Origin of the sequence: Bradyrhizobium sp. 191 (assembly GCF_023100985.1) — a bacterium.
In the GTDB taxonomy this organism is placed as follows: Bacteria; Pseudomonadota; Alphaproteobacteria; order Rhizobiales; family Xanthobacteraceae; genus Bradyrhizobium; species Bradyrhizobium diversitatis.
Window position 1 is genome coordinate 1,694,584 of the sequence record NZ_CP064692.1, and the last position, 19,033, is coordinate 1,713,616.

Sequence of the window (19,033 nt, forward strand, 5' to 3'; positions counted from 1 at the left end):
TCAGCTCACACCGCCATATGACGATGAACCATCTCGTCGGTCAGCTCGGAAATCGCGCCGGCCACGACCACACGTCCCTTCTCCATCATGGCGAAGCGATGCGCAGCGCGACGCGCGAACGAGACGTTCTGCTCGACCAGGATCACGGTGAGGCCCACCTCCCGATTGAGGCGGATGATGATCTTCTCGATCTCCTCGACGATCGACGGCTGGATGCCTTCGTTCGGTTCATCGAGCAGGATCACCTTGGGATCGGCGGCAAGCGCACGAGCGATCGCGAGTTGCTGCTGCTGCCCGCCCGAAAGCACGCCGCCATTGCGGGTCAGATTGTTCATCAAATAGGGAAACAGCTCGGCGACCAGTTCCGGGATCTCGCGCGTGCCGTCATGCCGGGCGAACGAGCCCATCAGGATGTTCTCGCGGATCGTGAAATCCGGAATGATCTCGCGACCCTGCGGCACATAGGCGATGCCGGCCCGCGCCCGTTGGAACGTCGGCTCCTTGCCGATCTCGCGCTCGTTCAGCCTGATCTGCCCGTCTATCCGGTCGGTCAAGCCCATCAGCGTCTTCAGCAGCGTGGTCTTGCCGGTGCCGTTACGTCCGAGCACCGCCGTAACCTCGCCGCCAGGCACCTCGAGGCAGACGTCGTGCAGGATGTGGCTGCGATCGTAGAAACTATCGACATGCGAGAACGCCAGCATCAGGAAATTCCCTTCGAGCCGAGATAGGCTTCCTTCACTTTCGGATTCGTCTCGATATCCGTAACGCTGCCCTCGGCGAGAACCTGGCCCAGATGCAGCACGGTGATGCGCTCCGCGATTTCGCGCACAAAGGCCATGTCGTGCTCGACCACGATGATGGTGTGGCGGCCCCGGAGGTTGTTGACGATCAAGGAGGTCTTGTGCGTCTCCGCCTGGGTCATGCCGGCGGTCGGCTCGTCCAGCAGAATGATCTTCGGATCCTGCGTGATCAAAAGGCCGAGCTCCAGCCATTGGGTCTGGCCGTGGCTCAGATAGGCGGCAACGCGGTTGGCTTCCTCGGCCAGCCCGATCAGTTCCAGCACCTCGTCGACCTTCGCCTTGGCCGGAAAGCCGAAGCCGAGATTGGCGAATACGCCGGGATTCTTGCAGCTCGCCACTTCGAGATTGCGGCGGACCGTGAGCTCCTTGAACACGCTCGGAATCTGGAACTTGCGGCCGATGCCGGCGCGAGCGATCCGATGCTCTTCCCAATTGGTGATGTTGGTATCATGCAGAAAGACGCGGCCTTCGGTCGACTTGGTCTTGCCCGAGATCAGATCCATCAGCGTGGTCTTGCCGGCGCCGTTTGCACCGAGCAGAACCCGCAACTCGCCCTCCTCGATGATCAACGACACGCCGTTGACGGCCTTGAAGCCCTCGAAGTCGACGCCAAGCCCGTCGATGGTCAATGCTGCCTGCGCCATGGGCTACTCCGCGAGCTGTGAGGTGGCATCGTGGACACGCAGCACGGGCGACGCACGCGGCGTCTTGCGCGCGACCACGCGATCGATCAGGTCGTGAGCAAGCCCTGCAATGCCGCGCGGCAGATAGAGCACGACCAGCACGAAGATCAGTCCGATGATGGCTTTCCAGGCCTCTGCAAACCCCTCGGTCTCGCTGACGGTTGCCGAAATCATGTTGATCGCAATTGCGCCGATGCAGGCGCCGAGGATCGAGGCGCGGCCGCCGACCGCTGCCCACACCACCATGGTGATCGAAAAGCTCAGATCCATGAAGGTCGGTGATGCGAATTCCGAAACGATGACATAGAGCATGCCGGCGAAGCCCGCGATGGCCGCCGAGACCGCGAAGAAAAAGGTCTGGTAGGCCGGCACGTCAAAGCCGAGATAGCGGGCGCGGTTCTCGTCGTTGCGAACCGCCTGCAGGATCACGCCGGCGCGGGTGTCGATCAGCAGCCGCGCTGCAAGCAGCACGACGCTCAGCGAACCCGCGATCAGGTAATAGGTCGGCACGATATAGGGATCAAATTCGAAATCGCCGATCTTGAACCAGCCCAGATCGGTCAGGCCGTTGAAGCCGTTCGTGACCGGCTGGGCATCGATCATCACCAGCCGGACCAGCAGCACCAGCGCCAGCATGATGATGGAAACGAACACGCCGGAGATTCGCTTGCGGAAGACGATGAGGCCGACCACCACCGCCATCAGGACCGGCAGGATCAGGCCCATGGCAAAGCCGAACCATTGGCTCTGAAATGGCAGCCACAGGAACGAGGCCTTGGTGATGCAGCAGAGCTCGGTCTTGGCCCCCGGCTCGGCGTTCCACAGCATGAAATCCGGCACTGGCCTGTCGGAGCCCTGCTGCAGGCTGGTGGCGCTGGCCAGCTTCAACGACATCGCCAGCATGTAGGCTCCAGCGCCGAAGAATAGTCCCTGGCCGAGATTTAGGATGCCCGCATAGCCCCAGGACAACGCGACTGCGATACCGAGCATGCCGAACACCAGATATTTGGCGATGCGATTCAGCCAGAACGGGTCCATTACCAGCGGCACCAGCATGATCAGGATCACGAAGCCGGCGTAGATCGCCCAGTCGATGCGGCGCTGCGACGACATCTCAGCGCCCCTTGAGGGCGAACAGGCCCTTCGGCTTCAGAATGATGATCGCGATCACCACACCGAACACGACCGCGCGCGCCAGGATATCGTTGGTCCCGGCGGCAACCACACCGTTGATCTCGCCGAGAATCCCGGCCGACAGCACCGAGCCGAGCAGACTGCCGACGCCGCCCATCACGACGACCAGGAAGCCGTCGACCACCATCGGCGTGCCCATGTCCGGAAACACCGTCTTGAAGCCGGACATCATCACGCCGGCGACGCCGGCAAGGCCCGAGCCGAACGCAAAAGTCAGCGCGTTGACGCGGTCGACATCGATGCCGCACGCCGCGGCCATTTTCGGATTGCGGATGATGGCGCGGACCTGGGTGCCTGCGACGGTGCGGTAGATCAGGAACCACGTCGCGAGCGCAAGGACCGCTGTGACGAGGATGATGAAGGTCCGGTAGCGATTGATATCGGCACCGGCAATATGAAGGGTTCCCTGCAATATCCCGGGTACATCGACATTCTGCAGGCCGGGGCCAAGTCCCTGGATGTGAATACCGAAGAACGAGAGCCCGAACTCCAGCCGCACGGCCTGCTGAATCAGGATCGCCACGCCCCAGGTCGCCAGCAGGGTATCGAGCAGCCGTCCGTACAGTTTGCGTACCACGATGCGCTCGATCAAAAGCCCGAGCAGCGCGGTCACGATGAAAGCGAGCGGGATTGCGACGAAGATGTTCGTCCCGAGCCAAAGGCCCGACAGCACCGTCACATAGGCGCCGACCATGACCATCTCGCCATGCGCCATGTTGATGACGCCCATGGCGCCATAGGTGATCGCAAGGCCGAGGGCAACCAGGAGAAGGATCGAACCCAGGCTGAGACCGATGAACAGAACTTCGAGCATGGCAACACCTCATCGTCCATCGCACGGCAGACCGCGCGATGGACCAGGTTTCCTTGACGTCAGGTTTTCAGCTTGGTTGCGTCGAGCCCCTTCGACGTGCAGAAGAGGTTCGTCGGCGTCTCGCCATAGGCGACATAGGGCAGCGGCATCACCGGCTCCTTGTAGGCATCGATGATCTTGCCCTGACCGTCCGGTTGCCACTGCGCGATGCGCGGGGTCAGGTAGGTGTGCAGGTTCTCGGCTTCGATCTTGACGTGGCCGTTGGGCGCGTCGAACTCCTGACCCTTGACCGCCTCGCGGATCGCAATCGGTGTGACCTCGGCGGCCTTCTCGACCGCCTGCTTCCACAGGAAGACCTGGAAATAGGACGATTCCAGCGCGTGGTGCGTCACCGCCTTCGGATCCTTCACGAAGGCCCGATAACGCTCGACGAAGGCCTTGTTGCGGTCGGTATCGATTGCCTGGAAGTAGGGAAACGAGGTGTACGAGCCGACGGCATAATCGGCCCCCATCGCCGCGATCTCGATCTCGGAGGTCACGGTCGCGCAGATCGGAAGCTTGTCGTGGGTGAGACCCTGGTTCTTGTACTCGCGGTAGAAAGCGATCACGGAGTCGCCAACCACGTTGGACAGCACGACGTCGCAGCCCGAGTTCTTGATCTTATTGACCATCGAACCCCATTCGGAATGGCCAAGCTCGAGATATTCGTCGGCGATCCATTCGCCGCCGTTCTTCTCGATCAGAATCTTGGAGACCTTGGCCATCTCGCGCGGATAGATGTAATTCGATCCGACGATGAAGAACTTCTTTTTGCCGAGCGTTTTGATGATCCAGGGAATGAAGTTCGAGAGCTGCTGGTTCGGAACAGCGCCGGTATAGACGACGTTCTTAGAACACTCGAAGCCTTCGTAGTAGGTCGGATAGAAATAGAGGTTGTTGCGCTTCTCGAACACCGGCAGCACGGCCTTGCGGCTGGCCGAAGTATAGGAGCCGAAAACGGTCGGCACGCGATCCTGGATAACGAGTTTCGACGCCTTCTCGTTGTAGGTCTTCGGATCCGACGCGCCATCTTCGGCGATCGCCGCGATCTTCATGCCCTTGACGCCGCCGGCAGCGTTGATCTCGCTGATCGCCATCATGGTGGCGTCGTGCAGCGATTTCTCCACGATCGACAACCCGCCGGTCAGCGAGAACAGCACGCCGACCTTGATCTCGCCCGCAGCATGAGCGCCCGTCGAAAACACCCAGGGGGATGCGATCAACGCGCCGCCTGCCAAAGCGCCGCCCTTCAGAAATTTACGTCTATCAACTGCCATTGCACACTCCCCGTTAGCTCCAAACACAGATCTCCGATCGCACCGAAGTACGCTGCTTCCGTCAGACAATCGCCAAGACTCAAGCGGGCGTCGTCAACACGAAGGTGGCGACAACACCACGCGCCCCAAGAAACAAAAAAAAGCCCGACGGACCCTCGCGGGTCCTTCGGGCTGCTCAGCCAGAGCCGAACCAGCATCATCGATGGTTCGGCAAAGTCGCGAAAGATTTTCTCTTCACGACGGTCGAAAGCTAATCACCTTTGGCGCGATATTGCAACAGCTCGTTTGCGTGAATGATCGCGGAGGCCATGTCGTCCATCGACAAGCGCTTCGACATGGCTTGTCGCCGGATGCTTTCATAGGCATCAGCCTCGCTCAATCCCTGGCCATCCATCAGGATTGCTTTGGCTTTCTGGATACGTTGAATGCCTGCGAGCTTGCGTTCGAGCTTGCGTACACGCTTGTCAGCTTCGCGACGCTCCAACCACAGGCTGCGCGCAATGGTGATGTTGGTCAACAAGCCGAACGGCCGGATCGGACGCTCGATGACTGCGACGGCGCCGAACTCGAGCACAAGTTGCAGCGTCGACGGATCCTCGTAGGACACGACGGCGATCAGGGTCGGCCGGCGATTGACATCGGATTTCAACAGGCGCTGCATCTCGGTCCGCATGTCGTGCTCGATCGCGAGCAGCACGATGTCGGCCCCTTCCTGCCAGCATTCCGGCACCGGCCATTGCATCTCCACCATGCAGCCGATGCGACGCAGATGCTCGACCAGCTTGGTCCGCTCCGAATCCGGGGGATGCACGACATGAACCCGCAGACCACGCAGATCGCGAAGAATTTGAATGGCCACGCCCGGTTCTCCGTCCCACTAGGCAACCACGGGGATCATGGACGAATGAGTTGCTGGTCATCGACGGACCAATCGTCGAGGCTCTGCACGACACAATAGGGATCCGGTTTCACGCGCACACCTGGATTCCATACGATCTGGAATCGGCCGTTTCGATCAAGCCGCGCGATCCGCGGCCAAAGATAGGTGTGGTTGTTTTCGGGATCGACACGCACCCTTCCCTGCGGCGCATCGAACTCGAAATCCCTGAGATTGCCAAGCACCTGTTCCGGATCGTCGGAGCCGCACTTTCCGACGGCACGCATCGCCAGATGCACCTGGAAATAGGACGCTTCGGCGCCGGCCGTCACGGGCGCGTCGTCTCCGTATTTTTGCTTGAAGCTCGAGACGAAACGCCGCGCAGCCGCCGAGGACAGGGTCTCGAAGAATGGTGCCGCGGTGATGTGTCCCTCGGCAGCCTCCGCGCCCATTTCGGCAACCTCCGCCTCGTTGGTGGCGAGACTTGCTATCGGCATGCGTGCGGGGTCGAACCCTGCCGCCCGATAGGCACGGTAGAACGCCGCAGTGCCGGCTCCAACCACAGTGGAGAAGATCACCTCCGGCGAGGTCTTCTTGATCCGCGCGATGACCTTGTCGAAATCCCCCTGGCTGGCCTGCAGCGGCACATAGATCTCGTCGAGCACCTTGCCTTTGCTCTGCACGACGAAGTCCGCCATCAACCGGTTCGATTCATAGGGATAGACGTAATTGGAACCGACGAGCAGAAAGCGGTTGCCGTAAGTGGAAAGCAGGAAACGCGCAAGCTGGATCGAGTTCTGGTTGGGCGCCGCGCCGGTGTAGATACAATTGCGCGAATACTCGAACCCCTCGTATTGCGTCGGATAGAACAGCAGGCCGCGGTGGCCTTCGACGACGGGAAGCACAGCCTTGCGCGTGCTGGACATGTAGCAGCCGAACAGGATCCTGATGCGATCGAACTGGAACAGCCGCTCGGCAAAGGCGCGGAATTTCTTCGGATCGGAAGCGGGATCGTAGATCACGGGTTCGACCGGTCGGCCGAGGACTCCGCCATTGGCATTGATCTCCTCGATCGCGAGCAAGGTCGCATTCAGCTGCGTGCGCTCGATGGCCGACGTCACGCCCGTCTGCGAGAACAGCACGCCAACCCGCCAACTGTCCGAATGGTCTTTGGCTGACACCATCAAATCACGATCGTTGGCTGCATCCGTCAACGCCGCCCCTCTTCTCGCGGTGCCGTATCGCGCCTTTGCGGCATCTCCAGTCTATGAAGAATAATGGGGATGACGTCAACGGCCGCATCAAACGTCCGGAACGGCCTTGGGCACGACGCACTTCTTTCGGATATCAACAGTCCAGGGTGTTGTCTCGTTCCCATTGAGTCAGATGGCGTGCGTAGTCGTTCCACTCCTCATGCTTCAGCTTGAGATAGGCGGGTACGAACTCCCCGAGATGATCCCGCAGCACGCTTGAATGTTCGAGCGCTCGCAAGGCATCGAGCAGATTCATCGGGAGCCGCTTGGCCGAGGTTACGGTATGTCCTTCGGTATACATGTTGATGTCGAGCCGCTTTCCGGGATCTCGTTTGTTGCTGAGGCCATCGAGTCCGGCAGATAGAACCGCTGCCTGCAGCAGGTAGGGATTGGCAGCTCCGTCGGCGAGCCGCAGCTCGAAACGGCCGGCCTCGGGAATTCGGATCAAGTGGGTTCGGTTATTTCCGGTGTAGGTAACCGAATTCGGCGCCCAGGTCGCGCCCGAGACCGTTCGCGGCGCGTTGATACGCTTGTAAGAGTTGACCGAAGGATTGAGGATAGCGGCCAGAGCGTCGGCCGAATTGATCACGCCGCCAAGGAAATGATAGCCGAGCTCGGAGACGCCGAGTTCGCCGCCTTCGTCCTCGAACAGGTTTCGTTCACCTTTCCACAGCGACACGTGCACATGACAACCGCTGCCGGTCAGCGAGATGAACGGTTTCGGCATGAAGGTCGCGCGGAGGCCATGCTTCTCGGCGATGGAGCGCGCCATGTATTTGAAGAAGGCATGCCGGTCGGCCGTGACCAGCGCCTCGTCGAATTGCCAGTTCATCTCAAACTGGCCGTTGGCATCCTCGTGATCGTTCTGATAGGGCTGCCAGCCGAGCTCCAGCATGGCGTCGCAGAGCTCACTGATGACATCGTAGCGCCGCATCAGCGCCTGCTGATCATAGCAAGGCTTTGTCTGCCGGTCGGCAGTGTCGCAGACTTCGCGGCCATCCTCGGTCAGCAGGAAGAACTCGCACTCCACGCCGGTCTTCATCGTCAGGCCGGCGCCCGCAGCCTCCGCGATCTTGCGCTTGAGCACGTTGCGCGGCGCGTGCGCAACCGGTTTGCCGTTCATCCAGGGATCGGCGGCCAACCAGCCGACCTCGCGCCGCCAAGGCAACTGGATGAGCGTATCGGGATCCGGCACGGCAAACAGATCCGGATCAGCAGGCGTCATATCGAGCCAGGTGGCAAAGCCGGCAAATCCCGCGCCGTTCTTGGCCATGCCGTCGATCGCCGCAGCCGGCACCAACTTGGCCCGCTGTACGCCGAACAGATCGGCATAGGAGATCAAGAAGTATTTGATCCCCTTCTCGCGCGCTGTATCCGAAAGCTTCGTTGACATCGTTGTCTCCAAGCTACTCGCCGTTGAGCAGGTTCACGCCAAATCCGCCTTCGGATCGTCATGACCCGGTATCCACGAAGTTCCGGCCAAGGGGACGCGCGCCATCGCCGCGGCTTCGAGCGTCAGCGCTACGAGGTCCTCGGGCTCAAGATTATGGACGTGGCTCTTGCCACACGCACGAGCGATGGTTTGGGTCTCGAGTGTCAGCACCGAGAGATAGTTTGCAAGGCGCCGGCCGGCTTTGACCGGGTCGAGCCGTGCGGCAAGCTCCGGGTCCTGCGTCGTGATCCCGGCGGGATCGCGTCCGTCCTGCCAGTCGTCATAGGCCCCTGCGGTGCTGCCCAATTTCCGATACTCCTCTTCGAGACCGGGATCGTTGTCGCCGATCGCGATGAGCGCGGCGGTGCCGATCGAAACAGCATCCGCTCCCAGCGCGAGCGCCTTGGCCACATCCGCGCCGTTGCGGATGCCGCCCGATACGATCAGTTGGACCTTGCGATGCATGCCGAGATCTTGCAAAGCCTGTGCCGCGGGCCGGATCGCAGCGAGGATCGGCAGCCCGACATGCTCGATGAACACATCCTGCGTCGCAGCGGTGCCGCCTTGCATGCCGTCGAGAACAACGACGTCGGCACCGGACTTCACCGCGAGCGCCGTATCGTAGTAGGGCCTGCTGGCACCGACCTTGACGTAGATCGGCTTTTCCCAGTCGGTGATCTCGCGCAATTCCTCGATCTTGATTTCGAGATCATCCGGCCCGGTCCAATCCGGATGCCGGCAGGCCGAGCGCTGATCGATGCCTTCCGGCAGCGTCCGCATCCTGGCGATGCGCGGCGAGATCTTCTGGCCCAGCAGCATGCCGCCACCACCGGGCTTGGCGCCCTGCCCGATCACGATCTCAATCGCATCCGCGCGCCGGAGATCGTCCGGGTTCATGCCATAACGCGAAGGCAGATATTGATAGACCAGGATCGACGAGTGCCCGCGTTCCTCGTCAGTCATACCGCCGTCACCGGTCGTGGTCGAGGTACCGACTGCGGATGCCCCGCGCCCCAAAGCCTCTTTCGCTGGCGCCGACAGCGCACCAAAGCTCATGCCGGCGATCGTGATCGGAATCTTCAACTCGATCGGCTTGCTGGCAAAGCGGCCGCCCAGCACGACATTGGTGCCGCAGCGCTCGCGATAACCCTCCAGCGGATATCTGGAGATCGACGCGCCGAGAAACAGCAGGTCATCGAAATGCGGCAGCTTGCGCTTGGCACCGCCGCCGCGAATGTCGTAGATGCCGGTCGCCGCCGCGCGCTGGATCTCGGCGATGGCCTGCGGATCGAAGGTCGCGGAGAATCGCGGCGGGGTGGCGGCCTTCGGACTCTGTGCATTCATCGGGAAGCCGTCCTGCCTCAGTAAGCATCGACGTTGTCGATGTGGAAATGATAGAGCTTGCGGGCCGATCCATAGAGCCGGAAACCGTCTGGGCCGCCGTCCGAACCGGCCGACAGCCCTGCTCTCTCCAGCACCCCGAGAAGAATGACCTTGTCCTCGTCCGACAACGGCTTCTCGATGCAGTCTGCACCGAGGCTTGCCACCGATCCGCGCACGAAAAGCCGCGCCTCGTAGATGGAATCGCCGAGCGCCTCGCCGGCATCGCCGAACACGACGAGAGTGCCGGCCTGCGCCATGAACGCACTCATCGGACCGATCGAGCCTTTCACGACGATATCGATGCCCTTCATCGAAATGCCGCAACGCGCCGACGCATTGCCCTCGATAACCAACAGCCCGCCAACGCCGGTCGCCCCCGCCGCCTGGCTGGCGTCGCCCTTCACCCGGACCTCGCCGGAAATCATGTTCTCGGCAACTCCGACGCCGGCATTTCCATCGATGACGATCGTGGCATGCTTGTTCATGCCGGCGCAGTAATAGCCGACATGCCCCTTCACCTCGACGGTCACGGGGGCATCGAGACCGCAGGCGATGGCATGCTTGCCGTGCGGATGCTCGATCACCCATCGCGTCTCGTTGGTCTCCGGCGTGAGCCGATGCAGCTCGCCATTGAGTTCACGGACGCTGCTTTCCTCAAGATCGACCGAGCGCATCAGCGCAGCTCCCACGCATAGACCCTGGCCGGCTCCGGCTCGAAGACCCGCGCTTTTCCGGCATTGGGAAGTACGGCGAGCGCGCGATATTCCGATCCGAACGCGACATAATCGTCGGTCTCGGCCATGACGGCCGGCTTGCAACTGATGGGGTCGCGGAGCACCGCGAAACCACTCTCGGTTCCGACCACGAATGTGAAGAACCCGTCGAGATCGGCGAGACTGTCCGTCAACGCCTGCTCCAGCGACGCACCCTGCTGCATGCGCCAGGTCAGGAAACCCGCGGCAACCTCGCTGTCGTTGTCCGTTTCGAACGTCAGTCCTTCCCGGCTGAGAAAGCGCCGTACGCCGCAATGATTGGAGAGCGAGCCGTTATGAACAAGACACTGGTCCTTTCCGGTCGAAAACGGGTGCGCACCACGCGTCGTGACGGCGGATTCGGTGGCCATCCGGGTGTGGCCGATGCCGTGCGTGCCGCTCATTCCCGACAGTTCGAACCGCTTGGCGACTTGCTCCGGAAGCCCGACCTCCTTGAACAGCTCCATCCTGGCGCCCACGCCGGCCAGCGTCACGCGACTGTCGCGCGCGATCAGCATCCGCACCTCTTGTTCACGCGCCAACGGCACCGAGACCACGGCGTGCGTGTCGTGAAAGACGGAGTCCAGATCGCCTGCGCCCGCCTTGCCGAGATCCGCCACCGCCTCACGAATCTCGACGGCCGATGCTGCACGCAGCGTAAGCTTGACGTGATCCGCTTGCGAGCTGCCGTAGACCGCGAACCCGGCGCTGTCGGGACCGCGATCGCTCATCACGCCGAGCATGGCCGCAAGGTGAAACCCGAGCTCAGGATACAGCCCCGGGTTCTTGAGGAATAGACCGACAATACCGCACATGCCTGCTCTCCATCGGGCGAGCCATGCATATCGTCCCGCACGGACGGCTGTCAACTATCGAGAACAATGTTTTCTTGTCAGGAAATATGGAATAGTGTGGTTTAGGGCCCGCTTCCATCGTCCCCAATGCGATCATCTCCATGCGCTACTCGATCTTCAGTCTCGTGCATCAAGCCCTGTTCGGACATCGCGGCTGGACGGCGGCTTGGCGCGACGCCAGCCCGAAACCCTCCTACGACGTCCTCGTCGTCGGCGGCGGCGGGCACGGCCTTGCGACGGCTTATTATCTCGCGAAGCATTTCGGCATCGCCAACATCGCCGTGCTGGAAAAGGGCTGGATCGGCTCCGGCAATGCCGGCCGCAACACCACGATCATCCGCTCGAACTACCTGCTGCCCGGCAACAATCCGTTCTACGAATTCTCGATGCAGCTCTGGGAGGGCCTGGAGCAAGACCTGAACTACAACGCGATGGTGAGCCAGCGCGGCGTGCTGAACCTGTTCCACTCCGATGCGCAACGCGACGCCGCAGCCCGCCGTGGCAACGCGATGCGGCTGCATGGCGTCGACGCCGAGCTACTCGACCGGACCGCGGTCCGGCGCATGCTGCCGTTCCTCGATTTCGACAATGCCCGATTTCCGATCGAGGGCGGCCTGCTGCAGCGACGCGGCGGGACGGCTCGCCACGACGCCGTCGTATGGGGCTATGCGCGCGCGGCCAGCGACCGCGGCGTCGACATCGTCCAGAATTGCGAAGTCACCGGCATGATCCGCGAGGGCGATCGCGTCGTCGGCGTGGAAACGACGCGCGGGGCGATCCGCGCACCAAGGGTGGCGCTGGCGGTCGCCGGGAATACCTCGCGGCTGACGGCGATGGCCGGCCTTCGCATGCCGATCGAAAGCCACGTCTTGCAGGCCTTCGTCAGCGAGGCCATCAAGCCGTTGATTCCGGGCGTCGTCACCTTCGGCGCAGGCCACTTCTATATCAGCCAGTCCGACAAGGGCGGCCTCGTGTTCGGCGGCGACATCGATGGCTACAATTCCTATGCGCAACGCGGCAATCTGCCGACCGTAGAGGATGTCTGCGAAAGCGGCATGGCATTGATGCCCATGATTGGACGGCTACGGATGTTGCGCTCATGGGGTGGCATCATGGACATGTCCATGGACGGCTCGCCCATCATCGACCACACGCCGCTTGACGGCCTCTATCTGAATGCCGGCTGGTGCTATGGCGGGTTCAAGGCCACGCCGGCATCCGGCTGGTGCTTCGCCCATCTGATTGCCCGCGACGAACCGCATCCAGTGGCACGCGCCTTCCGGCTTGACCGTTTCGCGAGCGGCCATTTGCTCGATGAAAAGGGCCAGGGCGCCCAACCCAATCTGCACTGAAGGTCGATCGGCATGCGCATTCCCTGCCCGTTCTGCGGCAATCGCGACGTCAGCGAATTCGCCTATCTTGGCGATGCCAGCGCCCCGCGGCCAGCCGCCGACGCACCCGACGCCGACCGCGAATTCTTCGAAGCGGCCTATCTGCGGGACAATCCGTCCGGGCTGCATCGCGAACTCTGGTATCACGCGTCCGGCTGTCGAAGCTGGCTGGAAGTCGAGCGCAATACCAGGACCCATGACATCACCAAAGCCACCTTTGCCCGCGACCGGGTCCGTGCATGAGCGACATCAGCGCCCCGCAACCCAACCGAATCGACGGCGGTCTGATCGACCGCAGCAGAGCCTTGCGCTTCCACTTCGATGGCAAGCAGTACCAGGGCTTCCAGGGCGATACGCTGGCATCCGCTCTTCTGGCGTCCGGCGTCAGGATCGTCGGCCGCTCGTTCAAATATCATCGTCCACGCGGCATCATGACCGCCGGCGCCGAGGAGCCGAATGCGCTGGTCGAATTGCGGACCGGCGCACGTCGTGAGCCGAACACGCGCGCCACCACGATCGAGCTGTTTGACGGGCTCGAAGCCCTGAGCCAGAACCGCTGGCCGACGCTGCGTTACGATCTCGGTGCGGTCAACTCGCTGTTGTCACCCCTGTTTGTCGTCGGCTTCTACTACAAGACCTTCATGTGGCCCGCTTCGTTCTGGGAAAGGGTCTATGAGCCTCTGATCCGACGGGCCGCTGGCCTCGGCAAGGCCAGCCTGCAGCCCGATCCCGACCAGTACGAGAAGGCGTACGCGTTCTGCGACGTGCTGGTCATCGGAGGCGGTCCCGGCGGCCTCGCCGCCGCGCTGGCAGCGGGACGGGCGGGCGCGCGCGTCATCATCGCGGACGATGACTTCATCCCCGGCGGCCGGCTGAACAACGACGTCCACACCATCGACGGCCTCTCAGGCGTTGAATGGGCCAAACAAGTCGCCAAAGAGCTGGACGCACTTCCGAACGTCACGATGATGCTGCGGACCACAATCTTCGGCGCCTATGACGGGAGCACTTTCGGCGCGCTCGAACGCGTTTCCGATCACCTGCCCGTTCCCCCCGCACACCAGCCGCGGCAGCGCCTATGGAAGATCGTGGCGCAGCGATCCGTTCTTGCGGCAGGAGCCATCGAACGGCCGATCGTGTTCGGCGGCAATGACCGTCCCGGAATCATGCTGGCCTCCGCGGTGCGCACCTATCTCAATCGCTACGGCGTGGCGCCTGGCATGGCGGCGACCCTGTTCACGAGTTGCGACGACGGCTGGCGCACCGCGCTCGACCTCGCGCGTGCCGGAGTCAAGGTCCAGGCCATCGTCGATGCACGGTCCGAGATCTCCCCATCGCTGGTCGCCTCCGGCCAGACGATCGGCGCCAGACTGTTGAAGGGCGCGCACGTCATCGACACACGCGGCGCACATGGTCTCAGCCAAATTCGCGTGCGGACCAATAAGGGCGACGACATCGCGATCGAGTCCGACCTGCTTGCGGTCAGCGGCGGCTGGAATCCGAACCTCGCACTCTCGACCCATCTCGGCGGTCGTCCGCGCTGGTCCGAGGAACGCTCGGCCTTCCTGCCAGGCGATCTGCCGCGGAATCTCGTCGTCATCGGCGCCGCGAGCGGCGCACTGACGCTGGCGGAAGCGCTGAAACAAGGGACGGCTGCCGGGGCGACCAGTGCGGATGCTGCCGGATTCAAATCCGGCGCCCGGCCCGAATTCGTCGTCGACGACGAGAGCATCTCCGGCGAGCCGCTGTGGCAAGCCGCAGCATCCCGATCGAAGGCTTTCGTCGACTACCAGAACGACGTGACGCAGGCCGACATCGCGCTTGCCGCTCGCGAGGGCTTTACGTCGGTCGAGCATCTGAAGCGCTACACCACGCTCGGCATGGCCACCGACCAGGGCAAGATGGCAGCCGTCATCGGTCACGCCATGATGGCGGCGCTCACGGATCGTCCGATGCCGCAGGTCGGCACCACCATCGCGCGACCGCCCGCCACGCCGGTCGCGATCGGCGCCTTCGCCGGCCGTCATCGCGGCCGGGATTTCCGCCCGGTCCGGCTGGCGCCGAGCCACCGCTGGGCCGAACAGCTCGGCGCGACCTTCGTCGACGCAGGCCCGTGGCGGCGCGCGCAATGGTTCGCGCGAGCAGGCGAAACGGACTGGCTTTCAACCGTGATTCGTGAGGTCAAGACCGTGCGCAGCGCCGTCGGCGTCTGCGACGTCTCGACCTTGGGCAAAATTGACGTCCAGGGCGCGGATGCCGGTATCTTCCTCGATCGCATCTACATCAACACCTTCTCCACCCTGCCCGTCGGCAAGGTGCGCTATGGACTGATGCTGCGCGAGGACGGCATCGCGATGGATGACGGAACCTGCGCCCGCCTTGCGCCCGATCACTACGTGATGTCTACGACGACGGCGAACGCAGCGAAGGTGATGCAGCATCTCGATCACGCCCGACAGGTGCTCTGGCCTGAGCTCGACGTCCAGGCCATCTCCGTCACCGAGCAGTGGGCCCAATTCTCCATTGCGGGACCGCGCGCGCGCGATCTTCTGGATCGTCTGCTCGGCGGCGCGATCGACATATCCGATGCCGCATTTCCGTATCTCGCCTGCGCGGATTTCTGCTGGAGAGGGCGGCCGGCGCGGCTGTTCCGCGTCTCCTTTTCGGGCGAGCTCGGCTACGAGCTCGCGGTCCCGGCGCGCTTTGGTGACGAGACGATCCGCGCCATCATGGAGGCGGGCGCCGGGTACGGCCTCACTCCATATGGCACCGAAGCGCTTGGCGTGATGCGTATCGAGAAGGGACACGTCGCCGGCAACGAGCTGAACGGCACCACCACCGCGCACGATCTCGGGCTCGGCCGGATGATGGGCAAGAAGGACTTCATCGGGAAGGTGCTTGCGCGTCGGCCCGGACTCGTCGATCCGGACCGTCCGGCCGTGATCGGGTTGAAGCCGATTGACCGGCGGCAGCGCCTGCGCAACGGCGCTCACCTGCTCTCGCCCGGTGCGGCCGTCAAACTGGAGAACGATCAGGGATATGTCACGTCGTCGGCATTCTCGCCGATGCTCGGCCATTGGGTTGCGCTGGCCTTGCTGGCAGGCGGCCGGGAACGCGTCGGACAGATCTTGCGTGTCGTCGATCCTCTGCGAGGTGCCGATTTCGAGGCCGAAATATGTTCTCCCGTCTTCTATGATCCGGAAGGAGCGCGGCTGCGTGGCTGATCGTCTCACTGATGGCGTTGCGGCATCCTCGAACCCTGGCGTCACCGTCTCGATACGCGACGATCTCGGCTGCGCCACCATCATGGTTCGGCGCGGCGCGGACGAGCAATTGAAACAGCGCGTCAAGACCGCCTATGGAATCGATCTCGTTCCCGGTCCGCGCCGCACCGCATCCGGCAATGTCGCCTTTCTCGGGGTCGGACCGGTGACCTGGCTGGCGACGCAGGACGATGGCGGCAATGGATTTTCGGTCTCGTTCAAGCAGGCTGTCGGCGATGCCGCATCGGTGACCGACCAGACCGACGGTTATGTCATCCACCGCGTCAGCGGGCCGCGGGTCCGCCAGGCTCTCGCCAGGGGTTTTCCGATCGATCTGCACAACCGTGCATTCGCGCCGGGCGCCGTCGCTGTGACAGCCGTTTCGCACCTCGGCGCCATCATCTGGCGGCTGGATGATCTGGAGGACGGTACACCGGTTTTCGAGATTGCAGTCTTCCGCAGCCTTGTCGACAGTTTCCGTCGCTGGCTGGATGACAGCCTGGCAGGGTTCGGGCTCGCACGGAACTGATCGCCTGTCGGCAATGCATCGAAGCTGCGTGCCGTCCAATCCTGCTGTACTGGTCGACCGGCCCTGGGCTCTGTTCCGGGACTCATCTAAAGGACCTATCCGATGGCGAGGGCCAAAAGCTCGAAAACAGTCTCACGCGAGGCGCCTGAATACCGTACCGGCTCCAACGCACCGCAGGATCCCCGCAACCTCGAACGCGCCCTGGGTGCCCAAATCCGAAAGTTGCGCCGGGACGGCGATCTGTCGGTGCTCGACCTATCAGCCGCGTCGTCCATCTCGGCCGGCATGCTGTCGAAGATCGAGAACGGGCAGATTTCTCCGTCACTGGCGACGCTTCAGTCGATCGCCAAGGCGCTCAACGTCCCGCTCAGCCTGTTGTTTGCGGCCTCAGAAGAGCGACGCGATTGTTCATTCGTGCGCGCCAAGCAGGGCGTCGTGATCGAGCGGCGCGGAACCAAAGTGGGTCATGTCTACCAATTGCTCGGACATGTCATCGGCGGCGACGTCGTCGTCGAGCCGTACATGATCACGTTGAAGGAGGACGCCGAGCCCTGCACGGCATTCCAGCACGCCGGCATGGAATTCATCTACATGCTCACTGGCGAGGTCGACTATCGGCACGGCGATAGCAGTTACCGTCTGCGGCCCGGCGATTCCATCCTGTTTGATTCCGGCGCGTTGCACGGTCCCGAGAGGCTCGTCAAGCTGCCCATGACGTATCTGTCTATCATCGTGTATCCACGCGGGTGATCTTCGCCAACATGCTTCCCCAGCGAGCGGCGGCATCAGCAAACTCTCCTGCAGGTGCTGGTTGGCTTGTTCGTCGATAGAGTTGATCCGGCAACCGCCATCGCCAGCAATTGACATGGCACTAGACGATGAAGTCCGTCACATGCAGGTCCGCCGCTCGGACGCCCTGCAGCGTTATCGTATCGCTGGCCGTCAGGTGAACCACGGCATTGCCCGAGGCGTCGTCGCTGATCAGGCTCTTCAGTGCAGCCCAATCCGCAAAGCCGTAGTCTTGCACGTCGATCAGATCGTGCTCGACCGCCGCGCTGCCGACGATCGTATTGCCTTGATTGAAGTCATGGATCAGGTCCTGGCCCGAGCCCTTTTCGAACGCGAAGATGTCGCTGTTCGGTCCGCCCCACATCTCGTCATTGCCGCCTTTGCCGTTTAGGATGTCCCTGCCGCCTGTGATCGAACCTGGGGCCGCTGGATCGTAGGTCCGCGCGTCGCCCATCAACATGTCGACGTACGATCCGCCCGCGAGGACATCGTTGCCCCCCTGCGCGTTACCGGACATGGAATCGACATCGCCAATCAGCAGGAAGGAATAGAAGTGAAGATTGCCATGGAGATCGACAATCGTGAGGGTATCGTTCCCGCCACGTGCTTCACCCGAGAGTCCACCCCCATCGCCGTATAATCTGCCGCCTCCGGTTTGGGCATCGTCTCCGACCGTGAAGGTGAGATTGTCGTTGCCGCCGTGCGCATGATCGCTCAGGCCGAAGGCATCGCCGTACAGAATTGCCGAGCCGGTCTGGCCGGTCTGGAGAGCGACCAGCGTGTCGTTGCCGCCATGGGTGTCCCCGGACATGGTTCCGCCATCGCCGACCAGTGTGTTCAATGACCGGCCGCCGAACACGCCGATGACGGTGTCGTTGCCGCCCTGCACGTGATCAGACATGGCACCCTCGGCGTCGCCATAGAGTGTGAAGCCGTTGCGTACCGAGCCCGTGCTGTCGCCGGTCACCGTGTCGTTGCCGCCTTTGGAATGGCCGGACATGGATTGAGCATCACCGTCGACGATGACGGTGTTGTTCTCGCCCGCGATGTTGACCGTGAGTGTGTCGTTGCCGCCCCGGGAATGATCCAGCAGGGCTGCGGCATCGCCCACGAGATTGATGAACGTCAGGCCGTCGACGTTCACCGTGATGGTGTCGTTGCCGCCATGCGCATTGGACGGGAACTCAGGATCTCCGAACAAGGTTTCAAAGCTGAGCTGCGGAATGGTCAGCGTGATCGTGTCGTTGGGCAGACGGCGCATGGCAACTCCAATTTCAAAGGCAGAAGAAAACGTGAAGATGCGGGGGTCTCCCTCGCGAAACACGAGCATTTCGCTCGGACGACCAAAGCTACCTCGGGTTGATGACCGAGATTCGCCGAGAACTGGACATGATTGCGACCGCCGCGCGGCGGCTATCATTCCTCATATCGCCAGGAACAGAGGGCATGTTGGCTAAACCCGATCAACGAGCGGTGGCGTCTTGCCAATCTGCAGTCCTGACAGAAGTTCGAGGCTGTGCGTCAACTGCTGGCCAATGCTTCCGTTGAAGCGCTGCCGCTACATGTCGGTTCAGAGTGTTAGACTGGACGCAAGCCGAAGCGGCTGCGCGCGGCTTTTACCTGCGATATGGCGAAGATGATTACAGCACCCACACTGGTGTCCAATGGCGAGCGAAGCCCACGCTTCTTTCATCGGATTGTAG

Annotated in this window: 17 protein-coding genes; 5 read left to right on the top strand and 12 right to left on the bottom strand. The window is 62.4% G+C overall.

All coding sequences use genetic code 11. The annotated features are described in order from the left end of the window. Positions 1-5: 5 nt before the first annotated feature. The 11 genes from urtE to IVB23_RS07890 form a co-directional block, all read right to left on the bottom strand. Complete coding sequence (urtE, locus tag IVB23_RS07840) at positions 6-701, bottom strand: urea ABC transporter ATP-binding subunit UrtE (RefSeq protein ID WP_247803151.1); 696 nt, start codon at positions 699-701, stop codon at positions 6-8. Beyond that, entirely contained in the window at positions 701-1,444 is a 744-nt protein-coding gene (gene urtD / locus IVB23_RS07845) for an urea ABC transporter ATP-binding protein UrtD (protein WP_126258933.1), read from the bottom strand. The genes urtE and urtD overlap by 1 nt, the downstream gene beginning before the upstream one ends. Before the next feature lie 3 nt (positions 1,445-1,447). Then, positions 1,448-2,596 carry an urea ABC transporter permease subunit UrtC gene (gene urtC, locus IVB23_RS07850; protein ID WP_197965229.1) on the bottom strand — a complete coding sequence of 383 codons (1,149 nt, stop codon included), beginning with the start codon at positions 2,594-2,596 and terminating at the stop codon, positions 1,448-1,450. A 1-nt stretch (position 2,597) separates the two neighbouring features. After that, complete coding sequence (urtB, locus tag IVB23_RS07855; RefSeq protein WP_247803152.1) at positions 2,598-3,491, bottom strand: urea ABC transporter permease subunit UrtB; 894 nt, start codon at positions 3,489-3,491, stop codon at positions 2,598-2,600. 59 nt (positions 3,492-3,550) lie between these two features. Beyond that, entirely contained in the window at positions 3,551-4,807 is a 1,257-nt protein-coding gene (locus IVB23_RS07860; RefSeq protein ID WP_247803153.1) for an ABC transporter substrate-binding protein, read from the bottom strand. Positions 4,808-5,057: 250 nt separating this feature from the next. After that, positions 5,058-5,666, bottom strand: coding sequence for an ANTAR domain-containing protein (locus tag IVB23_RS07865; protein ID WP_131870214.1), 609 nt, complete (start codon positions 5,664-5,666; stop codon positions 5,058-5,060). 35 nt (positions 5,667-5,701) lie between these two features. Continuing rightward, positions 5,702-6,868: a transporter substrate-binding domain-containing protein gene (locus IVB23_RS07870; RefSeq protein WP_131870215.1), complete on the bottom strand. Its 1,167-nt coding sequence runs from the start codon at positions 6,866-6,868 to the stop codon at positions 5,702-5,704. 163 nt (positions 6,869-7,031) lie between these two features. Next, complete coding sequence (gene glnT, locus IVB23_RS07875) at positions 7,032-8,330, bottom strand: type III glutamate--ammonia ligase (protein WP_247803154.1); 1,299 nt, start codon at positions 8,328-8,330, stop codon at positions 7,032-7,034. Positions 8,331-8,363: 33 nt separating this feature from the next. Beyond that, positions 8,364-9,713 (bottom strand): FMN-binding glutamate synthase family protein, encoded by a 1,350-nt coding sequence (locus IVB23_RS07880; RefSeq protein ID WP_197965234.1) that lies wholly within the window; start codon positions 9,711-9,713, stop codon positions 8,364-8,366. Between the two features lie 17 nt (positions 9,714-9,730). After that, positions 9,731-10,426 carry a protein glxC gene (locus IVB23_RS07885; RefSeq protein ID WP_197965235.1) on the bottom strand — a complete coding sequence of 232 codons (696 nt, stop codon included), beginning with the start codon at positions 10,424-10,426 and terminating at the stop codon, positions 9,731-9,733. Further along, the gene (locus IVB23_RS07890; protein WP_247803155.1) at positions 10,426-11,319 is read right to left on the bottom strand and encodes a glutamine amidotransferase family protein; all 894 of its coding nucleotides are present in this window, start codon (positions 11,317-11,319) and stop codon (positions 10,426-10,428) included. The genes IVB23_RS07885 and IVB23_RS07890 overlap by 1 nt, the downstream gene beginning before the upstream one ends. Before the next feature lie 140 nt (positions 11,320-11,459). Between IVB23_RS07890 and IVB23_RS07895 the strand changes: the two genes are divergently transcribed. From IVB23_RS07895 to IVB23_RS07915, 5 genes are all read left to right on the top strand, one after another. After that, on the top strand, positions 11,460-12,710 hold the full coding sequence (locus IVB23_RS07895) for a sarcosine oxidase subunit beta family protein (RefSeq protein WP_247803156.1): 1,251 nt from the start codon (positions 11,460-11,462) through the stop codon (positions 12,708-12,710). 12 nt (positions 12,711-12,722) lie between these two features. Further along, positions 12,723-12,992 carry a sarcosine oxidase subunit delta gene (locus tag IVB23_RS07900; protein WP_197965238.1) on the top strand — a complete coding sequence of 90 codons (270 nt, stop codon included), beginning with the start codon at positions 12,723-12,725 and terminating at the stop codon, positions 12,990-12,992. After that, the gene (locus tag IVB23_RS07905; RefSeq protein ID WP_247803157.1) at positions 12,989-15,973 is read left to right on the top strand and encodes a sarcosine oxidase subunit alpha family protein; all 2,985 of its coding nucleotides are present in this window, start codon (positions 12,989-12,991) and stop codon (positions 15,971-15,973) included. Before IVB23_RS07900 ends, IVB23_RS07905 begins: the two co-directional genes overlap by 4 nt. Continuing rightward, positions 15,966-16,541 (top strand): sarcosine oxidase subunit gamma family protein, encoded by a 576-nt coding sequence (locus IVB23_RS07910; protein WP_247803158.1) that lies wholly within the window; start codon positions 15,966-15,968, stop codon positions 16,539-16,541. Before IVB23_RS07905 ends, IVB23_RS07910 begins: the two co-directional genes overlap by 8 nt. Positions 16,542-16,643: 102 nt before the next feature. Next, the gene (locus tag IVB23_RS07915) at positions 16,644-17,291 is read left to right on the top strand and encodes an XRE family transcriptional regulator (RefSeq protein WP_247803159.1); all 648 of its coding nucleotides are present in this window, start codon (positions 16,644-16,646) and stop codon (positions 17,289-17,291) included. A gap of 121 nt (positions 17,292-17,412) precedes the next feature. Here IVB23_RS07915 and IVB23_RS07920 read toward each other — a convergent pair whose 3' ends face one another. After that, positions 17,413-18,591 carry a hypothetical protein gene (locus tag IVB23_RS07920; RefSeq protein WP_247803160.1) on the bottom strand — a complete coding sequence of 393 codons (1,179 nt, stop codon included), beginning with the start codon at positions 18,589-18,591 and terminating at the stop codon, positions 17,413-17,415. Positions 18,592-19,033: the final 442 nt, after the last annotated feature.

Bases quoted from the DNA above. Each gene is read 5' to 3' on its own strand.
- IVB23_RS07880 (WP_197965234.1), bottom strand. From the start codon at position 9,713: ATGAATGCACAGAGTCCGAAGGCCGCCACCCCGCCGCGATTCTCCGCG.
- urtE (WP_247803151.1), bottom strand. From the start codon at position 701: ATGCTGGCGTTCTCGCATGTCGATAGTTTCTACGATCGCAGCCACATC.
- IVB23_RS07890 (WP_247803155.1), bottom strand. From the start codon at position 11,319: ATGTGCGGTATTGTCGGTCTATTCCTCAAGAACCCGGGGCTGTATCCT.
- IVB23_RS07920 (WP_247803160.1), bottom strand. From the start codon at position 18,591: ATGCGCCGTCTGCCCAACGACACGATCACGCTGACCATTCCGCAGCTC.
- IVB23_RS07885 (WP_197965235.1), bottom strand. From the start codon at position 10,426: ATGCGCTCGGTCGATCTTGAGGAAAGCAGCGTCCGTGAACTCAATGGC.
- urtC (WP_197965229.1), bottom strand. From the start codon at position 2,596: ATGTCGTCGCAGCGCCGCATCGACTGGGCGATCTACGCCGGCTTCGTG.
- urtD (WP_126258933.1), bottom strand. From the start codon at position 1,444: ATGGCGCAGGCAGCATTGACCATCGACGGGCTTGGCGTCGACTTCGAG.
- IVB23_RS07870 (WP_131870215.1), bottom strand. From the start codon at position 6,868: ATGGTGTCAGCCAAAGACCATTCGGACAGTTGGCGGGTTGGCGTGCTG.
- IVB23_RS07895 (WP_247803156.1), top strand. From the start codon at position 11,460: ATGCGCTACTCGATCTTCAGTCTCGTGCATCAAGCCCTGTTCGGACAT.
- IVB23_RS07860 (WP_247803153.1), bottom strand. From the start codon at position 4,807: ATGGCAGTTGATAGACGTAAATTTCTGAAGGGCGGCGCTTTGGCAGGC.
- IVB23_RS07900 (WP_197965238.1), top strand. From the start codon at position 12,723: ATGCGCATTCCCTGCCCGTTCTGCGGCAATCGCGACGTCAGCGAATTC.
- glnT (WP_247803154.1), bottom strand. From the start codon at position 8,330: ATGTCAACGAAGCTTTCGGATACAGCGCGCGAGAAGGGGATCAAATAC.
- urtB (WP_247803152.1), bottom strand. From the start codon at position 3,491: ATGCTCGAAGTTCTGTTCATCGGTCTCAGCCTGGGTTCGATCCTTCTC.
- IVB23_RS07905 (WP_247803157.1), top strand. From the start codon at position 12,989: ATGAGCGACATCAGCGCCCCGCAACCCAACCGAATCGACGGCGGTCTG.
- IVB23_RS07915 (WP_247803159.1), top strand. From the start codon at position 16,644: ATGGCGAGGGCCAAAAGCTCGAAAACAGTCTCACGCGAGGCGCCTGAA.